Annotated in this window: 14 protein-coding genes and 4 pseudogenes; 9 read left to right on the top strand and 9 right to left on the bottom strand. The window is 65.1% G+C overall.

Going from position 1 to position 18,285, the window contains the following annotated elements; translation table 11 throughout:
* The first annotated feature begins 2 nt into the window (after positions 1–2).
* Complete coding sequence (locus tag CKV91_RS08510) at positions 3–647, top strand: ABC transporter ATP-binding protein (RefSeq protein ID WP_036957467.1); 645 nt, start codon at positions 3–5, stop codon at positions 645–647.
* A 151-nt stretch (positions 648–798) separates the two neighbouring features.
* Here CKV91_RS08510 and CKV91_RS09875 read toward each other — a convergent pair.
* Both CKV91_RS09875 and CKV91_RS09880 read right to left on the bottom strand, forming a co-directional pair.
* Positions 799–1,239 (bottom strand): annotated as a pseudogene (locus CKV91_RS09875) (biotin--[acetyl-CoA-carboxylase] ligase); the annotation flags it as partial.
* A 348-nt stretch (positions 1,240–1,587) separates the two neighbouring features.
* Positions 1,588–1,863 (bottom strand): annotated as a pseudogene (locus CKV91_RS09880) (biotin--[acetyl-CoA-carboxylase] ligase); the annotation flags it as partial.
* 1,028 nt (positions 1,864–2,891) lie between these two features.
* Here CKV91_RS09880 and CKV91_RS08525 point away from each other — a divergent pair.
* Genes CKV91_RS08525 through CKV91_RS08535 form a run of 3 tightly spaced genes read left to right on the top strand, consistent with a single transcriptional unit; the run spans position 2,892 to position 5,310 of the window.
* A complete protein-coding gene (locus tag CKV91_RS08525) occupies positions 2,892–4,469 on the top strand; it encodes an acyl-CoA carboxylase subunit beta (protein WP_021105684.1) in 1,578 nt (525 codons plus the stop codon).
* Positions 4,466–4,696 (top strand): acyl-CoA carboxylase epsilon subunit, encoded by a 231-nt coding sequence (locus tag CKV91_RS08530; protein ID WP_021105685.1) that lies wholly within the window; start codon positions 4,466–4,468, stop codon positions 4,694–4,696. Before CKV91_RS08525 ends, CKV91_RS08530 begins: the two co-directional genes overlap by 4 nt.
* Positions 4,696–5,310 carry a Maf family protein gene (locus CKV91_RS08535; protein ID WP_021104382.1) on the top strand — a complete coding sequence of 205 codons (615 nt, stop codon included), beginning with the start codon at positions 4,696–4,698 and terminating at the stop codon, positions 5,308–5,310. The genes CKV91_RS08530 and CKV91_RS08535 overlap by 1 nt, the downstream gene beginning before the upstream one ends.
* A 539-nt stretch (positions 5,311–5,849) precedes the next feature.
* Here CKV91_RS08535 and CKV91_RS08540 read toward each other — a convergent pair.
* The 5 genes and pseudogenes from CKV91_RS08540 to CKV91_RS09885 all read right to left on the bottom strand — a co-directional run.
* Positions 5,850–6,092 (bottom strand): hypothetical protein, encoded by a 243-nt coding sequence (locus CKV91_RS08540; protein ID WP_157738774.1) that lies wholly within the window; start codon positions 6,090–6,092, stop codon positions 5,850–5,852.
* 782 nt (positions 6,093–6,874) lie between these two features.
* The gene (locus CKV91_RS08545; protein ID WP_021105687.1) at positions 6,875–8,095 is read right to left on the bottom strand and encodes an arginine deiminase; all 1,221 of its coding nucleotides are present in this window, start codon (positions 8,093–8,095) and stop codon (positions 6,875–6,877) included.
* Between the two features lie 204 nt (positions 8,096–8,299).
* Positions 8,300–9,103, bottom strand: a complete 804-nt coding sequence (locus tag CKV91_RS08550; protein ID WP_021104379.1) for a hydroxymethylpyrimidine/phosphomethylpyrimidine kinase — start codon at positions 9,101–9,103, stop codon at positions 8,300–8,302.
* Positions 9,104–9,214: 111 nt separating this feature from the next.
* A pseudogene (locus CKV91_RS08555) lies at positions 9,215–9,695 on the bottom strand (NUDIX domain-containing protein).
* 117 nt (positions 9,696–9,812) lie between these two features.
* Positions 9,813–9,902: pseudogene (locus tag CKV91_RS09885) on the bottom strand (NUDIX hydrolase); the annotation flags it as partial.
* Between the two features lie 91 nt (positions 9,903–9,993).
* Between CKV91_RS09885 and CKV91_RS08565 the strand changes: the two are divergent.
* The 5 genes from CKV91_RS08565 to CKV91_RS08585 all read left to right on the top strand — a co-directional run bounded on the left by CKV91_RS08565 (position 9,994) and on the right by CKV91_RS08585 (position 15,938).
* On the top strand, positions 9,994–11,769 hold the full coding sequence (locus CKV91_RS08565; RefSeq protein WP_021104376.1) for an ATP-binding protein: 1,776 nt from the start codon (positions 9,994–9,996) through the stop codon (positions 11,767–11,769).
* A 38-nt stretch (positions 11,770–11,807) separates the two neighbouring features.
* Positions 11,808–12,530, top strand: a complete 723-nt coding sequence (locus tag CKV91_RS08570) for a hypothetical protein (protein ID WP_021105688.1) — start codon at positions 11,808–11,810, stop codon at positions 12,528–12,530.
* A gap of 61 nt (positions 12,531–12,591) precedes the next feature.
* The gene (locus CKV91_RS08575; RefSeq protein WP_021105689.1) at positions 12,592–13,401 is read left to right on the top strand and encodes a purine-nucleoside phosphorylase; all 810 of its coding nucleotides are present in this window, start codon (positions 12,592–12,594) and stop codon (positions 13,399–13,401) included.
* A 32-nt stretch (positions 13,402–13,433) separates the two neighbouring features.
* Entirely contained in the window at positions 13,434–15,095 is a 1,662-nt protein-coding gene (locus CKV91_RS08580) for a phospho-sugar mutase (RefSeq protein WP_065860482.1), read from the top strand.
* Positions 15,096–15,341: 246 nt separating this feature from the next.
* On the top strand, positions 15,342–15,938 hold the full coding sequence (locus tag CKV91_RS08585; RefSeq protein WP_021105691.1) for a uridine kinase family protein: 597 nt from the start codon (positions 15,342–15,344) through the stop codon (positions 15,936–15,938).
* 196 nt (positions 15,939–16,134) lie between these two features.
* Here CKV91_RS08585 and bioD read toward each other — a convergent pair whose 3' ends face one another.
* Both bioD and CKV91_RS08595 read right to left on the bottom strand, forming a co-directional pair.
* Positions 16,135–16,812, bottom strand: coding sequence for a dethiobiotin synthase (gene bioD / locus CKV91_RS08590; protein ID WP_021104370.1), 678 nt, complete (start codon positions 16,810–16,812; stop codon positions 16,135–16,137).
* A gap of 117 nt (positions 16,813–16,929) precedes the next feature.
* Positions 16,930–18,246, bottom strand: coding sequence for an adenosylmethionine--8-amino-7-oxononanoate transaminase (locus CKV91_RS08595; RefSeq protein WP_036957460.1), 1,317 nt, complete (start codon positions 18,244–18,246; stop codon positions 16,930–16,932).
* Positions 18,247–18,285 lie beyond the last annotated feature (39 nt).

The raw sequence follows: 18,285 nt of genomic DNA on the forward strand, positions 1-18,285 counted from the left end.
TCATGCTCGCCATCAACAATCTCACCAAGGCATTTGGAGAACGAATCCTGTGGTCAGGCATCACCGCCTCATTCCCGAATGGGGCAGTCATCGGACTCGTCGGACCCTCCGGGGCGGGGAAATCAACTCTGCTCAACTGCATGGGACTGCTCGAGAAGCCGACCTCAGGTTCAATCAGATTCGGAGACGTGTGCCTCACAGCGGCATCGGTCCGACAACGTAGGGCCCTACGTCGAGAGACACTGGGATATGTCTTTCAGAACTATGCCCTCGTTGAAGAAGCCACCGTCGAAGCGAATCTCGCCATTGCGGCACCCCACCATGGACACGGACGCGAAGACAAGAAGTTGATCTCCTCGGCATTGGAAGCCGTGGGGTTGGAAGGACAGCAACGTACCGCAATCTCCACGTTGTCCGGCGGTGAACAACAGCGCGTAGCCGTCGCTCGGCTGCTGGTCTACTCACCTCGGCTTGTTCTGGCTGACGAACCCACCGGAGCACTGGACTCCGACAACGCCCGAATCGTTCTGGACCACCTCGAGTCGATGGCCAGCAGAGGCGCCACCGTCGTCATCGCCACCCACGATCCGTCGGCCCGGCAACGATGCGATGAACTCCTCGATCTGACGCACAAGGATAAGGATTGACGAGCAGAGACCGTGTCGGGCAGGCAGGCGGGCACCGCAGACACGAGACCTGACTCATCACCGTGGTCCCGTAACAGGCCATCCAGATCTCACCAGCCCCAAACCGACTGAACCGACAACCTGATGTGGGCAACCAGGTCTGGGGGGAAGATCAGCGTGGACGCAGGTGGGTGACGTCGCCGGCAGCGAACGCCTTCCTGCCCTCGGGGGTCGCCACGATGATCGCACCGGTGTCGTCCACGTCCACGCCGATCCCGTCCAGAACCGTGTCCCCGCCACCAATGAGTTCGGTGTCGAAGGTGAGACGCACCTGCTGGCCCACGGTGTCGCAACGGTCTCGGTAGGCCTGACGGACGTTCCCGGTACGCAGCCAGTCGGTGACGTGGTCGTCCAACCGACGCAACAGAGTGGCGATGAGGAGGTTCTTGTCCTCACACAACCCGCACAGTCGTAACGACGTGGCCGTCGGCACCGGAAGTTCCGAGGAGTCCATGGAGACGTTGAGCCCGATTCCCAGGATCGCGTGGGTGCCCGCTGGGCCTTCGACGCGTTCACAGAGGATGCCACACACCTTGCCACCGTGCCCCGTGTCGCCGTTCCTGGTAGACGTGGTCCCCACGTCACCGGAACCAGCAGTGTGCTTCGCAGCACCGGCATACGCCGTGCCCACCGAGTCACCACATTGATGGGTACGAGGCAGGTCTTGTCTGGAACCGTCGGCGTCAACGCGGCGGTGCTCCGTGTCCTCACCCACCCCCGGGTTCAGGCTGGCACACCGGTCTGCGTCATCATGCCCAGCATCGCCACAGCTTTTCCTTTTGAGAGTGGGATCATCCTGCAGGACAGGATCCCCCTGCTGAGCCATTTCCTGGGCAGAACCATCCCGCTGGATCACACTCGGCGCAGGGTTGTCAGGCAGAGCAGACATGCACGTGCTGCCCTGGTCGAGGAGTACGTCATTGGGCCATTTGAGGGTGACCCGGTCGCGGGTGGCTCCGGTGACCTCCTCGATGGTCTCGACCATCGCAAGCCCGCAGATCAGGGAGAGCCAGCCCCAGTCCTCCGCGGGTCGATCCGCCGGTACCAGAGCCGACATTGCAACTGCGGTGCCCGGCACATCCTGCCAACGCCGGTCGAACCTGCCACGTCCAGAGTCCTGGTGGCTCGCCACCAGCATCCGGGGCAGGGTGCCGCCAACCTTGACGAACTCGGCCATGTCGGTGTTCGTCGACTCGGTGGAGTCGATGCACGTCACCCCGCCTGATCCCGGGCGGGTGAACATGGTGTCGGGAGCGAGGGCCGTGATGGCTCGGGCGTCGGGAAAAGCAGTTGCAGGCACGTACCAAGGCTATGCCCGACATCAGGAACACGAATACCACAGCCGCTCAGATGGCGCGCAGTCACGCAACCCCGCCAGGACCACGCGGGAGTGCCCTGTACTTCTGCAGCCGGTGTGGCAATCCTGCACGGAACCGCTCCATCTGCCACGCACGGCGGCATCACCCCCACTCACCAACACATGTGCCACGCGCCAGGGATGTTCCCTTCTGCCCCGCAACACCCGAGATCTGCTGACACCCAAAACCTTCCAGCGATCCTGAAAATCGTCCCGCAGCCTCCACGGACCTGACTTCCGCGATGGGCAGGAGGGAGCGATGAGTCAGTCACTCATTCCACAGCCGTCATAGACCTGACCACTGCTTTCACCCGCCGACAAGGACACGTGGCACATCTGCACTGGATCCCCCGGTTGCCATCTGCGGCAACGCTCCACACCCATACCGCGGCAATCCAGCGAGGCGTCATTGATGGCCTTCACGATTGCAACGCTCCACACTCGTACAACGAGTAATGCCCATTACGCTTCCTGCAGCCGTACTCGGCAACCTGCGCCCCGTGGCAATCCTGCGCGAAACCACCCCACCTGCCACTCCCGATGGCAACGCCCCCACTCATGAACCAGAAATCCACGGACCTGGTGATGGGCTCACTCATGCGACATGATCGCATCTCGTCGCCCCCAGGCTCACCTCACCGCGCTCAGGCCATTCGCCGCACCCGGGCCCAACATCTGGGGCCCCATCCGGCCCAACATCTGGGGCCAGTCCAGGCTCAGCGCTCGGGGCCATCCGCAGGCACGATTCCGTGACCTGGCTCCCGCGCACCTTCTGACGGAGAACCGCAACCTTTCCCAGATGACGACTGATCCGCCCAGAACTCGACAATCTGGGTAGGCTCTGTGTCATGGAGATCGACATCCACACGACTGCCGGCAAGATCGCCGATCTGGGACGCCGGATCGATGAGGCCGTCAACGCCGCCCCGGCCGCAGCCATCGACAAGCAGCGGGCCAAGGGCAAGATGACCGCCCGGGAACGCGTCCTGCGCCTGCTCGACGAGGGCAGCTTCACCGAGGTGGACGAGTTCGCCCGACACCGTTCGACCAATTTCGGAATGGAGCGGAACCGTCCCTACACCGACGGCGTCGTCACCGGAATGGGAACCATCCATGGTCGTCCGGTGTGTGTGTTCAGCCAAGACGTGACGATTTTCGGTGGATCACTGGGTGAGGTGAATGGCGAGAAGATCTGCAAGATCATCGACCTCGCCGTGAAGACCGGCTGCCCGCTCATCGGCATCAACGAAGGTGGCGGGGCGCGCATCCAGGAAGGTGTGGCCTCCCTGGCCAGATTCGGTGACATCTTCAAGCGCAACACCCGCGCCTCGGGCGTCATCCCACAGATCTCGATCATCATGGGAGCGGCGGCCGGCGGGCAGGTGTACTCCCCCGCCCTCACCGACTTCATCGTCATGGTCGACCAGAGCTCCCAGATGTTCATCACCGGCCCAGCCGTCGTCAAGGCCGTCACCGGCGAGGACGTCTCCCTGGAGGAACTGGGCGGGGCCCGCACCCACTCCCAGGTCTCGGGCAACTCGCACTATCTGGCCGCCAACGAGGACGACGCGTTGGAGTACGTGCGCGATCTGCTCACCTACCTGCCACAGAACAACCTCGAGGATCCGCCGGTCTACGACGACGATGAGGAGTCCGACCTCACGATCACCGACCACGATCGCGAGCTGGACGTCCTCATCCCGGACGAGGCAAACCGTCCCTACGACATGCACGAGGTCATCACCTCGGTGCTTGACGAGGACACCTTCCTGGAGGTGCACGAACTGTTCGCCCCCAACGTGTTGTGTGGGTTCGGCCGCATCGAGGGACAGGCCATCGGCATCATCGCCAACCAGCCGCTGGTCAATGCCGGCACCTTGGACATCGATGCCTCGGAGAAGGCGTCCCGATTCCTGCGCACCTGCGACTCGTTCAACATTCCGATCCTCACCTTCGTCGACACGCCGGGATTCCTGCCGGGAGTGGGCCAGGAGCACGCCGGAATCATTCGCCGTGGGGCGAAGCTGATCTATGCCTACGCCGAGGCCACCGTGCCACTGGTGACGGTTGTCACCCGCAAGGCCTACGGCGGTGCGTACATCGTCATGGGCTCCAAGCACCTGGGCTCCGACTTCAACCTCGCTTGGCCGACCGCCCAGATCGCCGTCATGGGCGCCGATGGTGCGGTCAACATTCTGCACCGCAAGGAGTTGGCTCGCGCCAAGGATCCTGAAACCCGTCGTCAGGAACTGGTTGACGAGTACGAGACGACCTTGTCGAATCCGTACCAGGCTGCTGAACGTGGCTGGGTGGATCTCGTCATCCATCCTCACGAGACCCGCGCCTCGGTCATCCGAGCGGTGCGCATGCTGCGCTCCAAGCGTGAGGCCCTGCCTCCCAAGAAGCATGGGAACATTCCACTGTGACCGCCGACGAGACGAAACCGACGATCAGCGTCTCCAAGGCACAGCTCACCGATGAGGAGCTGGGGGCCTTGGTGGCGGTACTGGCAGCCGTTCTCCAACCTGTCGGCAACCCCCACGCCCCCGAGCAGAGCGTCATGGCATTCGGGTGGAAATCGTACTGGCGACCGATCCGCGAACCGTTCCTGCCCGGCCAGGCGGCATGGCGCGGATCCCTACGGCGGTACTGATGCATCAGCTCATCCTGGCATCGGGTTCCAGCGCCCGCCTCACCCAGCTGCGTCTGGCAGGACTGGACCCGCGGACCATTGTCTCCGGAGTGGAGGAAAACCCTCTACCTGGTGAGACGGCGCTTGAGTTGACCTGTCGGTTGGCCCAGCTCAAGGCTCGAACAGTCGCTGACCACGTGGAGATGGACAGTCCGATGATCATCATCGGCTGTGACTCGGTGCTGCAGATGGAGGGGCGCATCCACGGCAAGCCCGGATCCATCGAGCGTGTCAAGCGATGGTGGCACCAGATGCGTCGTCAAAGCGGGATGCTGGTGACTGGCCACCACGTCATCGTGCGGGACGATCGCGGTGAGCGCAGCGCCACTCGGGCAGCTTCCACCGCACTGACGTTCGCCGACCTCACCGACGAGGAGATCGACGCCTACGCCGAGACCGGCCAAGCCACCCAGGTGGCGGGCGGAGTCATGATGGACGGGCTGGGGGCACCGTTCATCACCCGGATCGTCGGTGACCCGCACAATGTCACCGGAATCTCGCTGCCGCTGCTGCGTCAAATTCTCCTCGACCTCGACGTGCCTTGGCAGAGCTTGTGGCAGAGCTCCGAGGCGTGACAGGCCCGAATCACGCAGCCACAACTGGGCGAGAACACTGAGTGACTGGGCGAGAGCACTGGGGGTTGGATGGAGGCTCCGGGACGAGCTCCCCAGAGGATCCTCTGCGCCCCCACTCCCAGATCGTGGCAGGTCGACGTTTCCCATCAACGCTGTTCACCGAGTGAGCAACTGCATGTAATTGCCGCACAGCGCTCCGTGGGCTTGAGCTCGCCCCACAGCACTCATCCCCATGCAGGCTGGACAGAGGGATGGTCCGGGGGTAGAGAGCCATGGTCCGGCTCGCCTCATCCAGGACAGGCAGCGCCCCCACCTTCCGGACAACCGTTGGCATTGCCCCTCACCGCCATCCAGAATGGGCAGAGAGGATGGCCTGGGACGTGGATGGTCATGATCGGGTCCACCGCCATCCAGGACAGGCAGCGCCCCCACCTTCCGAGCAACCGCCGACACAGCCCCTCACCACCACCCAGAATGAGCAGAAAGGTTCAGCCCACCGGGCCGGCAGGATGGTACAAGATCAGGTTGCTGCCCATCCTTCAGCCCACCGGGCCGGTGCGCAGGGTGAGGGCGGCCGCATCTGCGGAGGCCGTGTAGGCCCCGGTCCAGCCTCTCCCATGGAAGATCAAGGAGTTGTTGCCATTGGCGGTGATTGTCATCCCCATGGATGCCAGCCGGTGGATGAGGAACTGATAGGTCTGCTTCCCCTGGCTCGGGTCTATGACAAGGGTGACGTTGTTGGGATTGTCGACGACGTGCACCGCCACCGTCCGAATGGGCAATTGAAAACCGCGTGGGCCATGGGTGAGGCCAAAAGCATCCAGACCGCTCACCGGCGGCACCGAGAATGCCGGCGTCGCAGGCGTGTTCCCGGGCACTCCCGCAGCACTGGGTGACGCTAGCCGTGGTGACCGTTCCTCCGCGGAATTCGGGTTTGCGGGACTCGCATCGCTCTGCACGGCGCGGGAGGTATCGGATTCGGGGGATTCCGTGGTCCGGACGGTATGGCCCGCTGAAGCAGGGAGACCCTCGGTCTGTCGTGTCGCAGGAGTGGGGCCCAGCACCGCTGGTGTCGGGCCGGTAACCGCAGTGTCGGAGCATGCGGCAAGCAGGACGCACGCCAGTACCACCACTGGTACCAGCGTGCCGATCCTCACCCCACCAGCTCTCACCACGCCGGCCACTGTACCGGGGACCGTAGGGACCGTTGTGTCGAACCGCGTCATCGCAAAAGACCCACCGCAACCTGCTCTCCGCCACCTGTCGACGACTGTCTTTTCCTCCGCCAACCGGAACCACTGTTTGGGGCCGTGGCTGGACTCCTCCGAAAGAGCACCTCGTCCATCTGCCAGCCGCATCTCCAGTCACCGGGGGCCAAGGCTGGACTCCCCACGCAAAACACCTCGCCCGTCGAGCCAGCCGCACCCCAGTCACCACCGGCTCCGAGCCCACCGCCAGCGTGGAGCACGAGATCACCATTGCCCGAGCGAGACACGGGTGAGCCCACGGTACCCGAGCAGCCGGTGGCAATGCCCTCACCCCAACCTGCGAAACGGGCCTCATCTCAACTCTGTGGCAACGGCTCTCGCAGTATCGGGCAGCTCATGCATCGTGGGCCGCCACGACCCGACCCCAACTCCGAACCGGGGATGGTGAGCACGTCGACGCCAGCAGCTTCCAGACGACGATTGGTCTCGACATTGCGGTTGTAGGCGACGACCACTCGCGGGGCCAGCGCCAGCGTGTTGTTCCCGTCATCCCACTGCTCACGCTCGGCAGTGACCGGGTCCAGGCCGGTGTCGATGACCCGCAGTCGATCGATCCCCATCGCCTCGGCAGCAGCGACGAGGAATGGTTGGGGCGATCCCACCACGATCTCGTCCCCGTCAGCCGTCATGGGCAGGGCCTGCAACTCATCGGCGACCTGGGGATACATGACGACGGCATCGGTGTCGACCATGGTGCACACGGTGTCAAGGTGCATGGTGGCTCGTTGTTGATGTATCGGTACGGCGAGCACGGTGTGAGCGGCACCAAGCTTGAGGGCAGTGCGCGCAATGCGTTCGGCACCTGCTGAGGAGGTACGCTCCCCCACCCCCACGGCCATGACGCCCGGTGCAAGATGCATGACGTCGCCACCCTCGAGATTCTCGTCACGCCAGCCGTGGGCATGCTGCGTCCCAGCGAATCGTGGATGGAAGGTGTAGATGAGTTCGGTGAGTTGGGTCTCGCGGCGGCGAGCCGGCATCGTCAGTGAGGTGACGGCTGGATACTCACCGATCCAGACACTGGAGTCCCTGGTGAACAGCAGATTGGGCAGTGGGTCGACGACGAAGTCCTCATCGTTGAGCAATGACGTCACCAAGCACGTCGGCAGGGTGAGATCGAGCTTGGCGAAATCATGTGCCGACACACCCGACATGAGCACCGAGGCCAGATCATGGCTGGACAGCTCCGCAGCTCGCTGCCGCAGGTAGCGACGCAGGGTGTCGCCGTAGCGCAGATCTCCGAAGGTGTCGTCGACGGCCCTGGTCCGAGCCTCGGGAAGTTCCAGGGTCTGTTCGAGAAGTTCGTGGAGTAGCAGCACCTCGACGCCACGATCACGCAGCATCTGTGCGAAGAGGTCATGGTCCCGTTGAGCCTGGTCCACCCAGGGCAATCCGTCGAAGAGGAGGCTGTCGGAATTGCGCGGGGTGAGCCGGCGCAGTTCGTCACCCGGTCGGTGCAGTAGTACTGTCCGCAGCCGGCCGACTTCGGAGCGAACCTCATGCCTGTGGTCTGTCATGACGCCATCCTTGCCGAGATGAATGTGATGTCACTGTATTGGTTTTCGGTGCGCTCCGAGCTCATCCGGCAGTTTTCCACAAGCTTTCCCTGATCCTGTTGCCTTGTGGAAAACTCTGGTCCAGCCACCTGAGTCACCTATCGTGGCCCCATGACACAGCAACGCAGACACAACTGAACAGCGGAATTGACGCCACGTGACGGCTCAGCCGGTGTAGCAGCCCTGGTAGGCGTAGTCGAAGGGAGCCTTGCCATGCATCCGGTTCTCGATCGCCGAGACGACGACCTGCTTTGCGGTACGACATGCCTGCAGTGGCTCGGCCCCCTTGGCCAGCTCTGCAGTGATGGCGGCGGCCAGAGTGCAACCGGCCCCGGAAACCCGTTCACTGCCGACCGCAGGAACCTCGAGCACCTCCATCGTCTGACCGTCGTAGAAGACGTCCAGGGCAGTACCGGTTCCCAGCAACGTACCGGCCTTGGCCAGGACCGCCGGAACCCCGTGGTCATGGATACGGCGAGCCGCGTCCTTGAGCTGGTCAACCGTGGTGATCTCGTCCACCCCGGCGAGCACCTGGGTCTCGAAGAGGTTGGGGGTGACGAGGTCGGCTAGTGGCAGCACCTGCTCGCGCAGGGCGTTGTCGGTATCGAGGGCCGCTCCGGGCTCCTGACCCTTGCAGATGAGCACCGGGTCGAGGACCACCTGGGGGAATTGATAGGTCTTGAGCGCATCGGCGACGGCACCAATGGTGGTCGGGGTGCCCAGCATGCCGATCTTCACGGCGTCGATCTGGGAGTGCACCCCCACCGAGGCCTCGATCTGGTCGTGAATCACCTGCGGGTCGATCTGCACGAAACGGTGCCCGAAGTCATTGGCCGGGTCGAACGAGACGATGCACGTCAACGCGGTGCATCCGTAGACACCCAGCTGGTGGAAGGTCTTGATGTCGGTCTGGGCACCGGCGCCACCGGTGGCCTCCGACCCTGCAATGGCAAGCGCAATTTTCGTCACCTACCCATTGTGGCCCCAATTCGCACGAATGTCAGTCAGGTCAGCGCAACCTCCGGCTTGGCGAAGTCCTGGATTTCGTCTGGGGTCCCAATTCGCACGGATGCCAGCGGGTCAGTGCAACAGCCCAAGGACAGCGCCCCGGGGCGGGGCCAACGCCAGTTCGACTGCCGCTCGATGTCGCACACTGAGCGCTGGAAGCTCGTCGATGTCGAACCAGCGCACCTGGCTCGACTCGTCGTCTCCCACCCGTGCCTGCCCGTCGACCCAACGACAGGAGAACACATGGTTGAGGAACTGACACTGGTCCCCGTTGGGATAGGTGAGGGGATCGTCAACGTCCACGGCCAGGTACCGATCGACGACGACGTGCACCTGGGCCTCCTCCAGGGCTTCCCGCACGATGGTGTGATCCGGCCGCTCCCCCGGCTCGACGATGCCGCACACCGGCGTCCATGCTCCCGAATCGGCCCGCCGTACCAGCAGGATCTGCAGCGACGTACTCCCCCCGCTCCTCCTGCTCTGCCCACACAACTCCTGGCTGCGCGGCCCGATCCGAGTCATTCAACACTTCGCGGTCTGGCTCGTCCGACATGACGCATCCCGAAACCCCCGAACTGCTGCCTCCGTCATCTGATGCGACACGACCTAGGACGTTTCCCCCGGTGTGGGCCGGGCAGCTCCCCATGTCGTACGACTCGTCCTGCACGTCGCGCCAGATCACTCCGGTCGCACCGATCAGCCACAGCGGGTCGTGTCCGATCTGCTGGCGAAGGTCAAGGATGAACTGCGGCGTGGGCACGGTCTCACTTTAGGACAGCTCGTCGCCCCCGCCTGGATATTGCCAATACACTGGGGGCACAACCTCACTGCTCAAGGAATGGGAGGATCTGGTGACGAAAGTCATTCGACGCGTCCTCATCGCGAACCGTGGCGAGATCGCCGTGCGAATCATCCGCGCCGCACGTGACGCCGGGAAGACCAGCATCGCCGTCTATGCCGACTCCGATGCCGACAATCTCTTCGTGAAGCTGGCCGACGAGGCCTACGCCCTCAACGGCACCACTCCGGCCCAGACGTATCTTGACGTCGACAAGATCCTCACCGTGGCCAAGCAGGCCGAGGTGGACGCCATCCATCCCGGCTACGGATTCCTCTCCGAGAACGCCGACTTCGCACAGGCCGTCATCGATGCGGGTCTCATCTGGATCGGGCCGCCACCCGAGGCGATCCGCAAGCTCGGTGACAAGGTCCAAGCCCGACACATCGCCCAGAAGGTCGGGGCACCACTGGTCCCCGGCACCGCCGACCCGGTGGACAGCGCCGACGAGGTCGTCGAGTTCGCTCGCACCCACGGCCTGCCCATCGCCATCAAGGCAGCCTTCGGCGGCGGCGGACGTGGCCTCAAGGTGGCCCGCGAGATGGACGAGGTGGCCGATCTCTACGAGTCGGCGGTGCGCGAGGCCGTGACCGCGTTCGGACGCGGCGAATGCTTCGTGGAGCGCTATCTGGATCGTCCTCGTCACGTGGAGACCCAGTGCCTCGCCGACCAGTACGGCACCGTGCAGATCATCTCGACCCGGGACTGCTCCCTGCAGCGTCGCCACCAGAAACTCGTCGAGGAGGCACCGGCGCCATTCCTCAGCCAGGAGCAGCAGGAACGTCTCTACCAGTCCTCCAAGGACATCCTCAAGGAGGCCGGATACGTCGGGGCCGGCACCTGCGAGTTCCTCGTCGGCCAGGACGGCGTCATCAGCTTTCTGGAGGTCAACACCCGTCTGCAGGTGGAGCACCCGGTCTCCGAGGAGGTCTCCGGGGTGGACCTCGTCCAGGAGATGTTCCGGGTCGCCGAGGGCGAGCGCCTGAAAGACCACGACCCAGCGCTTCGTGGGCACTCCTTCGAGTTTCGCGTCAACGCCGAGGATCCCGGACGCGGCTTCATGCCCGGCCCCGGCACCCTCACCGTGTGGCGTCCACCGACCGGCCCCGGAGTGCGTGTTGACGAGGGGTACCACTCCGGCATGACGGTTCCGGGGGCCTTCGACTCGCTCATCGGCAAGCTCATCATCACCGGTGCCACCCGCAAGCAGGCCCTGCAGCGGGCCCGGCGTGCCCTGGACGAGATGGAGATCGAGGGGATGCCCAGCGTCATCCCATTCGCTCGCGTGGTCGTGCGCGATCCCGCCTTCACTGCCGAGGACGGTCATTTCGGCGTCTTCACCGACTGGATCGAGTCGGAGTTCTCCGGTGAGATCGAGCCCTACGTGGGTGAGCTCGGCAATCCCGAGGAGACCGACCCGCCGCGCGACGTCGTCGTCGAGGTCAACGGCAAGCGCGTCGAGGTGCGGATACCTGCCTCCCTGCAGGCCCCCCGCCCCGGGGCGACAAGTCGCTCCAAGCGCCCCACCCGCCGTTCGCGTGGCGGTCACCGGCCGGCGCCTCCCTCGGGCAACACCCTGGCCAGCCCCATGCAGGGCACCATCGTCAAGGTGGGTGTCGTGGAGGGCGAGCAGGTGAACGAGGGTGACCAGGTTGCCGTGCTGGAGGCCATGAAGATGGAGCAGCCGCTGGTGGCTCATCGCTCTGGTGTGGTGCGCAACCTCATTGCCGAGCCCGGTGCCACGGTCGCCTCGGGTGAGGTCATCTGCGAAATCGTCGACGCCGACTGATCTTGTCACCCGCGATGCTCACAGGCATATTGGACGTCATGATCATCTCGCTCGGTCCGGCGTTGCTCCTCGTCCTCTTCGTGGTCGGGATGGTGACGACCTTCGCTGCTCTGGCACGCTCCCAGCGTCAGGCCCGCGAGATCGAACGGCAGAACGTCGAGCAGCGTGAGCTGCAGATCGGTCGGATCCGTCGCGCCACCGAGGACGACGTCACCGAGTTCGGGGAGGAGCTGCGCAGCCTGGACGCCGATCTGCCGGTTGACGACCTCAGCCCCGAGGCCACATCGGACTGGTCACACGCCCTGGACTGCTACGACCGGGCCAAGGACCTCCTGTCGCAGGACCATTCCACCCAAGTCGTTCCGTTGGTCACCGAGGCCCTGCAGGAGGGCCGGCACGCCGTCATGTGTGTACGTGCCCGTGCTGCCGGCGACCCGGTGCCACAACTTCGACCGCCGTGCTTCTTCGATCCCTCCCACGGCCCATCGGTGCGTGACGTCATGTGGACCCCGGACGGCGGAGCAGCCCGGGCAGTTCCAGCCTGCGCCGCCGATGCCAGCCGGATCGAACAGGGGCAGGCACCGTGGATCCGCACCGTAGCGCTCAATGGCAACCAGGTGCCCTACTGGCAGGACGAGGACTACAGCATGTGGGCCAAGGGCTATTTCCACCAGTTCCGCGACAGCACTGCCGGAGGCATCGCCATGGGAGCGCTGGGCCTGGGGATCCTGGGAGCGATCTTCAACTCCTTCGACGACTGACACCCCTCGACCACAGATGACCGTCCCACCCATGACCACCAGCACCCAATGGAGTATCCCCATGCATCATGACTTCTCCGACCCGACGGCGACGGCCGAGCTGGCCGCACGGACCATTCGGGAGCGTCTCGGTATCGACAGAGCAGACATCGGTCTGGTCCTGGGTTCTGGCTGGTCCGCCGGCGCCGACCACCTCGGTGAGATCATCGGCTCGCTGTCGCTGACCGAGATTCCCGGGTTCAGCGCCCCGGTCGTCACCGGTCATGGCGGTGATCTGCTGGCCATCCGGGTGTCGACCGGCAGGATCGCCGTCGTCCTCACCGGCCGCACCCACCTCTACGAGGGGCGTGGGGTGGAGCCGGTCGTGCACGGGGTGCGTACCGTGGCTGCGCTGGGCGCGGGAACCATGGTGCTCACCAACGGCTGTGGTGGGCTCAACCCGAGTTGGGAGCCCGGAACCGTCGTCGCCATCCGCGACCACATCAACCTCACCGGCGCCACACCTCTGCGTGGTGCCACCTTCATCGACATGACGACGACGTGGACGCCCGAACTCGTGCAGAAGGTGCAGCAGATCGACACGTCGATCCCCACCGGCGTCTACGCCCAGTTCCACGGTCCCAGCTACGAAACTCCCGCCGAGGTGCGGATGGCAGGAATCATCGGAGCCGATCTCGTCGGTATGTCCACGGCCCTGGAGGCCATTGCTGCCCGTGAGGCCGGACTGGACCTGCTGGGGTTGTCCCTGGTGACGAACCTGGCTGCCGGGGTGAGCCCAGAGCCACTGGACCACGCCGAGGTCGTCGCCGCCGGACGAGCCGCTGCCCCACGGCTGGCCACGCTGCTGTCGCGCATCGCGGTCGAACTGTGACCCACCCCATGAACTTCGCGAAAGGTACTGCCATGACGTCTCTGACTCCGCAGCGCATCGACGAGGTCACCGCCTGGATCGACCAGGATCCCGACGAGACCACCCGCGCTGAACTCTCCACCCAACTCCGCGCCGCCAAGGATGGCGATCCGGAGGCCATAGGCCGAATCGAGGCGCAGTTCTCTGGACCACTCACCTTTGGCACGGCTGGGCTGCGTGCCGCCCTGGGGCCGGGGCCCGCCCGGATGAATCGTGTCGTCGTGCAGCGCACCGCGGCCGGTTTCGCCGCCTGGCTGCACGCCAACGGCCACACCAACGGTTCGGTCGTGGTTGGCTTCGACGCCCGGCACAACTCCGACGTCTTCGCCCGCGACACCGCCGAGATCATGGCTGGTGCCGGGTTCCACGTTCTGCTGGCCGACTCGCCCATCCCCACCCCGGTGACGGCTTTCGGCATCGGCCATTACGGGGCGGTTGCCGGGGTCATGGTGACGGCCTCGCACAATCCTCCTGCCGACAACGGCTACAAGGTGTACCTAGGTGACGGCTCACAGATCGTCCCACCCACCGACTCCCGGATTGCCGAGCAGATCGAGGCGGTCTCCACCCGTCCAGTCGGCGACATCGCCCGCGGTGACGACATCGAGCTCGTGGGCGACGATCTCATCGGCGCCTACGTCTCACGGGCCGTCGAGCTGGCCAGTACCGTGCCGGACGACGTCACCTGGGTCTACACCGCCATGCACGGGGTGGGTACCCGCGTGGTGCGTCGTCTGGTCGAGCAGGCTGAGCTTCCCGAGTTCATCGGGGTGAGTGAGCAGCTGGAGCCCGACCCGGACTTCCCGACCGTCTCCTTCCCCAACCCGGAGGAGCCCGAAGCCCTGGACCTGGCCCTGGACCGTGCCCGCTGCCAGGACGCCGACGTGGTCATCGCCTCCGACCCGGACGCCGACCGCTGCGCAGCGGCTGCCGTCATCGACGGGCAGTGGCGCATGCTCACCGGCGACGAGCTGGGCACCCTGCTGGGCGACGACGCCCTGCGTCGCGGGGTGGACGGCGTCTACGCCAATTCCATCGTCTCCTCCACCGCCCTGGCCACCCTGGCATCCGCCGCTGGCAAGCAGCACCGCACGACGCTCACCGGCTTCAAGTGGATCGGTCGGGTGCCGGGTCTCGCCTTCGGCTACGAGGAGGCCATCGGCTACTGCTGTGATCCGGCCAGGGTGCCCGACAAGGACGGTATCACTGCCTTGGCGAGGATTCTGCGACTCGTCGGTGAGCTCAAGGCCAACGGGCAGACGATCAACGACCGACTCGACGAGATCTGGCGTCGGATCGGACTGTTCCGCACCTCCCAGCTCGCAGTGCGCGTCACCGACATGTCGATCATCTCCGATGCGATGGACACGCTGCGCGCCACCCCACCGGACACCCTGCTCGACGAGCCGGTGAGCGTGCGCGACCTCCTCGACCCGAACAACGACTCCGGGCTGCCGGAGCAGAACGCCATCGAGCTCTCCGGGGAGCGGGTGCACGTCGTGGCTCGCCCCTCGGGCACCGAGCCGAAGCTCAAGGTGTACCTGGAGGTGCGCAGCAGCGACACCGACGATCTCGCCGCCGCCAAGACCAGGGTGGACGAGCAGATGGTGCGCCTGCGTGCCGAGATGTCAGCAGCCCTGGGGCTGCAGTCCTGAGGCACGGCATCGACGACGGGGTCCCAAGCAGTCCCCTCGCCCTTGGGGCCCCAAGCCTGTGCGGGCTTGTTGGGTGTTCCGCATTTGACGGCGACCCCTACCCTTGGGGCCCCAAGCCTGTGGCCAGATTCCGTCACCGGGAATCCGCATGTCATGGATCGTCACCGACCCCGACCCTCGACCGTGCCCACGGGTCGTCAACGGCGATGAGAACACACCCTGCCAGAACCCGATAGGATCCACCTCGTGGCGCGCACCATCATTCTCCTGGCCGGTCCCTCGGGGTCGGGCAAGTCCCGACTCGCCCGTGTCTCCGATCTTCCACAGCTACGGCTCGACGACTTCTATCGCGACGCCGACTCCCCCGGCTTGCCGCGACGGCACGGCATGATCGACTGGGATGACGTCTCCTCGTGGAATGTGGATGCTGCCGTCACGGTTCTGCACAGCCTGGCCACCACTGGGCGAGCACGGGTTCCGAGGTACAACCTGTCCACCTCGCAGGCGGAGGGTACGCACGTCGTCGACGTCACCGGCCACCGGGCGATCGTCGCCGAGGGCATCTTCGCCACCCATCTGCTGCAGCCCTGTCGAGGAGCCGGGTTCACCGTGGTGCCGATCTGGCTGGATCGGCCGCGCAACCTCAACTTCGCACATCGCCTGTTGCGTGACCTCAAGGAGCACCGCAAACCACCCAAGGTGCTCCTCAGGCGGGGCTGGGCGCTGCGCACAGCCGAGCCGGAGATCCGTGCCCATGCCATCGCTGCAGGTTTTCGGCCCATGGGCATGGCTGGAGCCGCCCGGCTCGTCGGTCGGATCGTCGCCGACGATGACCGCCCCTGAGACACGACGGCCAGCCCTGAGCCACCTTGTGACCGCACCTCAATGGCACCAGTCCATCAAATGGCACCGGTCCCGCCCACGACTGCAGGCACGACCGACACACCACCGTCAGCAGAGACCAGCACGCGACGACTGCGGGGACTGACACTGCCTGCAGAAGGCTCCTGTCAGCCCTGGCGTGCCGCCGTCGGTCTGCCTATTTCGTCGTAGCGAGCAGCCCGCTGAGCATCTGAACGACTCGGGAGTCATCGGCCAGGGCCGCCTGTCCCTGGGGGACCAGTCCGAGCAGCGGCACCCCACAGACCTCCTCGAACTCCTCGACGTTGAGTCGGGTGACAAGGTCAGGGTCGTCCGGGTAGATGCCGCCGATGAGCCCCAGCACCGTGATGCCACGGCGCTGGGCGGCCTCGACGGTGAGCTCGGCGCAGTTGAGCGATCCCAGTCCGGTGGAGGTGACGACGAGGATCGGTGCGCAGAGTTTTGCTGCGAGGTCGGCGATGGTCCACTCATCGGCGATACGCACCAGCAGTCCGCCGGCTCCCTCGACGAGCACGAGTTCGCCGGGAGCATCGAGCTCACGGATCCTTCGAACCGTCTCGTCAAGGTCGAGTTGGGCCATCCCGGCGCGGCGGGCCGAGATGTTGGGTGCCAACGGTTCGGGGTAGCGAGCGAACTCGACGTAGTCGTGCACGGCGTCAGCGCCAAGCAGCTTCTGGACGGTCGAGAGGTCGCCGCTACCGGCCGGTTCTCCGGTCTGAGCGGGCTTGCACACGGTGACGCGCGCCCCCTGCTCAATGGCGGACCGCGCGACGGATGCCGTCGTGTACGTCTTGCCGACGTCGGTGTTGGTTCCTGTGATGACGACGATGGCCATGAGGTGTCCTTCCTGGGATCCAAGTGTTGTGAGGAGTCGGTTCCGAGGGGCCGTTCCGAACGGAACCCTGATGCGCGTCAACGATGTTCATGGACGAACGATGCTCAGCGCTGGCTCTCAGTCATGACCGCCCGCAGCTCGTGCCGCGGCAGTCATGGCCCCGGTGATGGTGGCGATCTGCTCACTGGTACAGATGTAGGGCGGCATGGCGTAGATGAGCCGCCCGAACGGTCGCAGCCAGACGCCGTGATCGATGGCGGCCTGGGTGGTGGCCTCCATGTCGACGTCGTGGTCCATCTCGATGACTCCGATGGCTCCACGTACCCGCACGTCGGCCACATGGGAAACGTCCTTCGCCCCAGCGAGGCCTGTCATGAGCTCGGTCTCGATGCGCGGCACACTCGTGCGCCAGTCACCGTCCTGGATGAGCCCCACCGAGGCGTTGGCGACGGCACATGCCAGTGGGTTGCCCATGAAGGTCGGTCCGTGCATGAGCGCCCCTCCCCCGTCGGGGCTGGAGATGGCAGCGGCCACCTCGTCGGTGGTGAGCACGGCGGAGAGGGTCATGAATCCACCAGTGAGCGCCTTGCCGACACACATGATGTCGGGGGTGACGCCAGCCGCCTGGGTGGCGAAAAGGGTGCCGGTGCGTCCAAATCCGGTGGCGATCTCGTCGGCCAGCAGCACAACACCGTGTCGATCGCAGATCTCCCGCAGTCTCGTGACGAGGTGCGGGTCGTGGACACGCATGCCCCCGGCGCCCTGGACGACCGGCTCGATGACGATGGCGGCGATGGACTCGTCAATGAGACTCTCGAGATGCTCGAGGTAGCGTGAGCACTCGTCGGCAGAGGTCCCGATCACCGGGGGTGCCGGGGCGAAGACCTGTTCGGTGAGCACTCCGGTCCACAGCGAATGCATGCCTCCCTGGGGGTCGCACACACTCATCGCCTGGAAGGTGTCACCGTGGTAACCCGAGCGCCAGGTGAGCAGTCGACGTCGTTCCGGGTGCCCGATGCCACGCTGGTACTGCAGGGCCATCTTGATGGCCACCTCGACGGCGACCGATCCCGAGTCGGCGAAGAACACCTTGGTGAGGGGGTCGTCGGTGATCTCGACCAGTCGGCTGGCCAGCTCGATGGCCGGACGGTGGGTGAGACCGCCGAACATGACGTGCGGCATCCGATCGATCTGACGGTGCGCGGCAGCAACGAGGGCGGGGTGCCGATGCCCGTGGCAGGCTGCCCACCACGAACTCATGGCGTCAATGAGCTGGGTCGGCTCGGCGGCCGGGTCGTCATGCATCGTGAGATACACGCCCTCGGCGTCATCGACGAGTCGGTGTCGCATGGCGGCCGGCATGGGCCCGTAGGGATGCCAGACGTGATCCTGGTCATACCCGACGAAGTCTTTAACAGTGTTCAATTCACCCACGGAGAAACATGGTAGTACCTTGTCGCTGGCATGGCGACG

The sequence above is a fragment of the Cutibacterium granulosum genome (genome assembly GCF_900186975.1).
Taxonomy (GTDB): Bacteria; Actinomycetota; Actinomycetes; order Propionibacteriales; family Propionibacteriaceae; genus Cutibacterium; species Cutibacterium granulosum.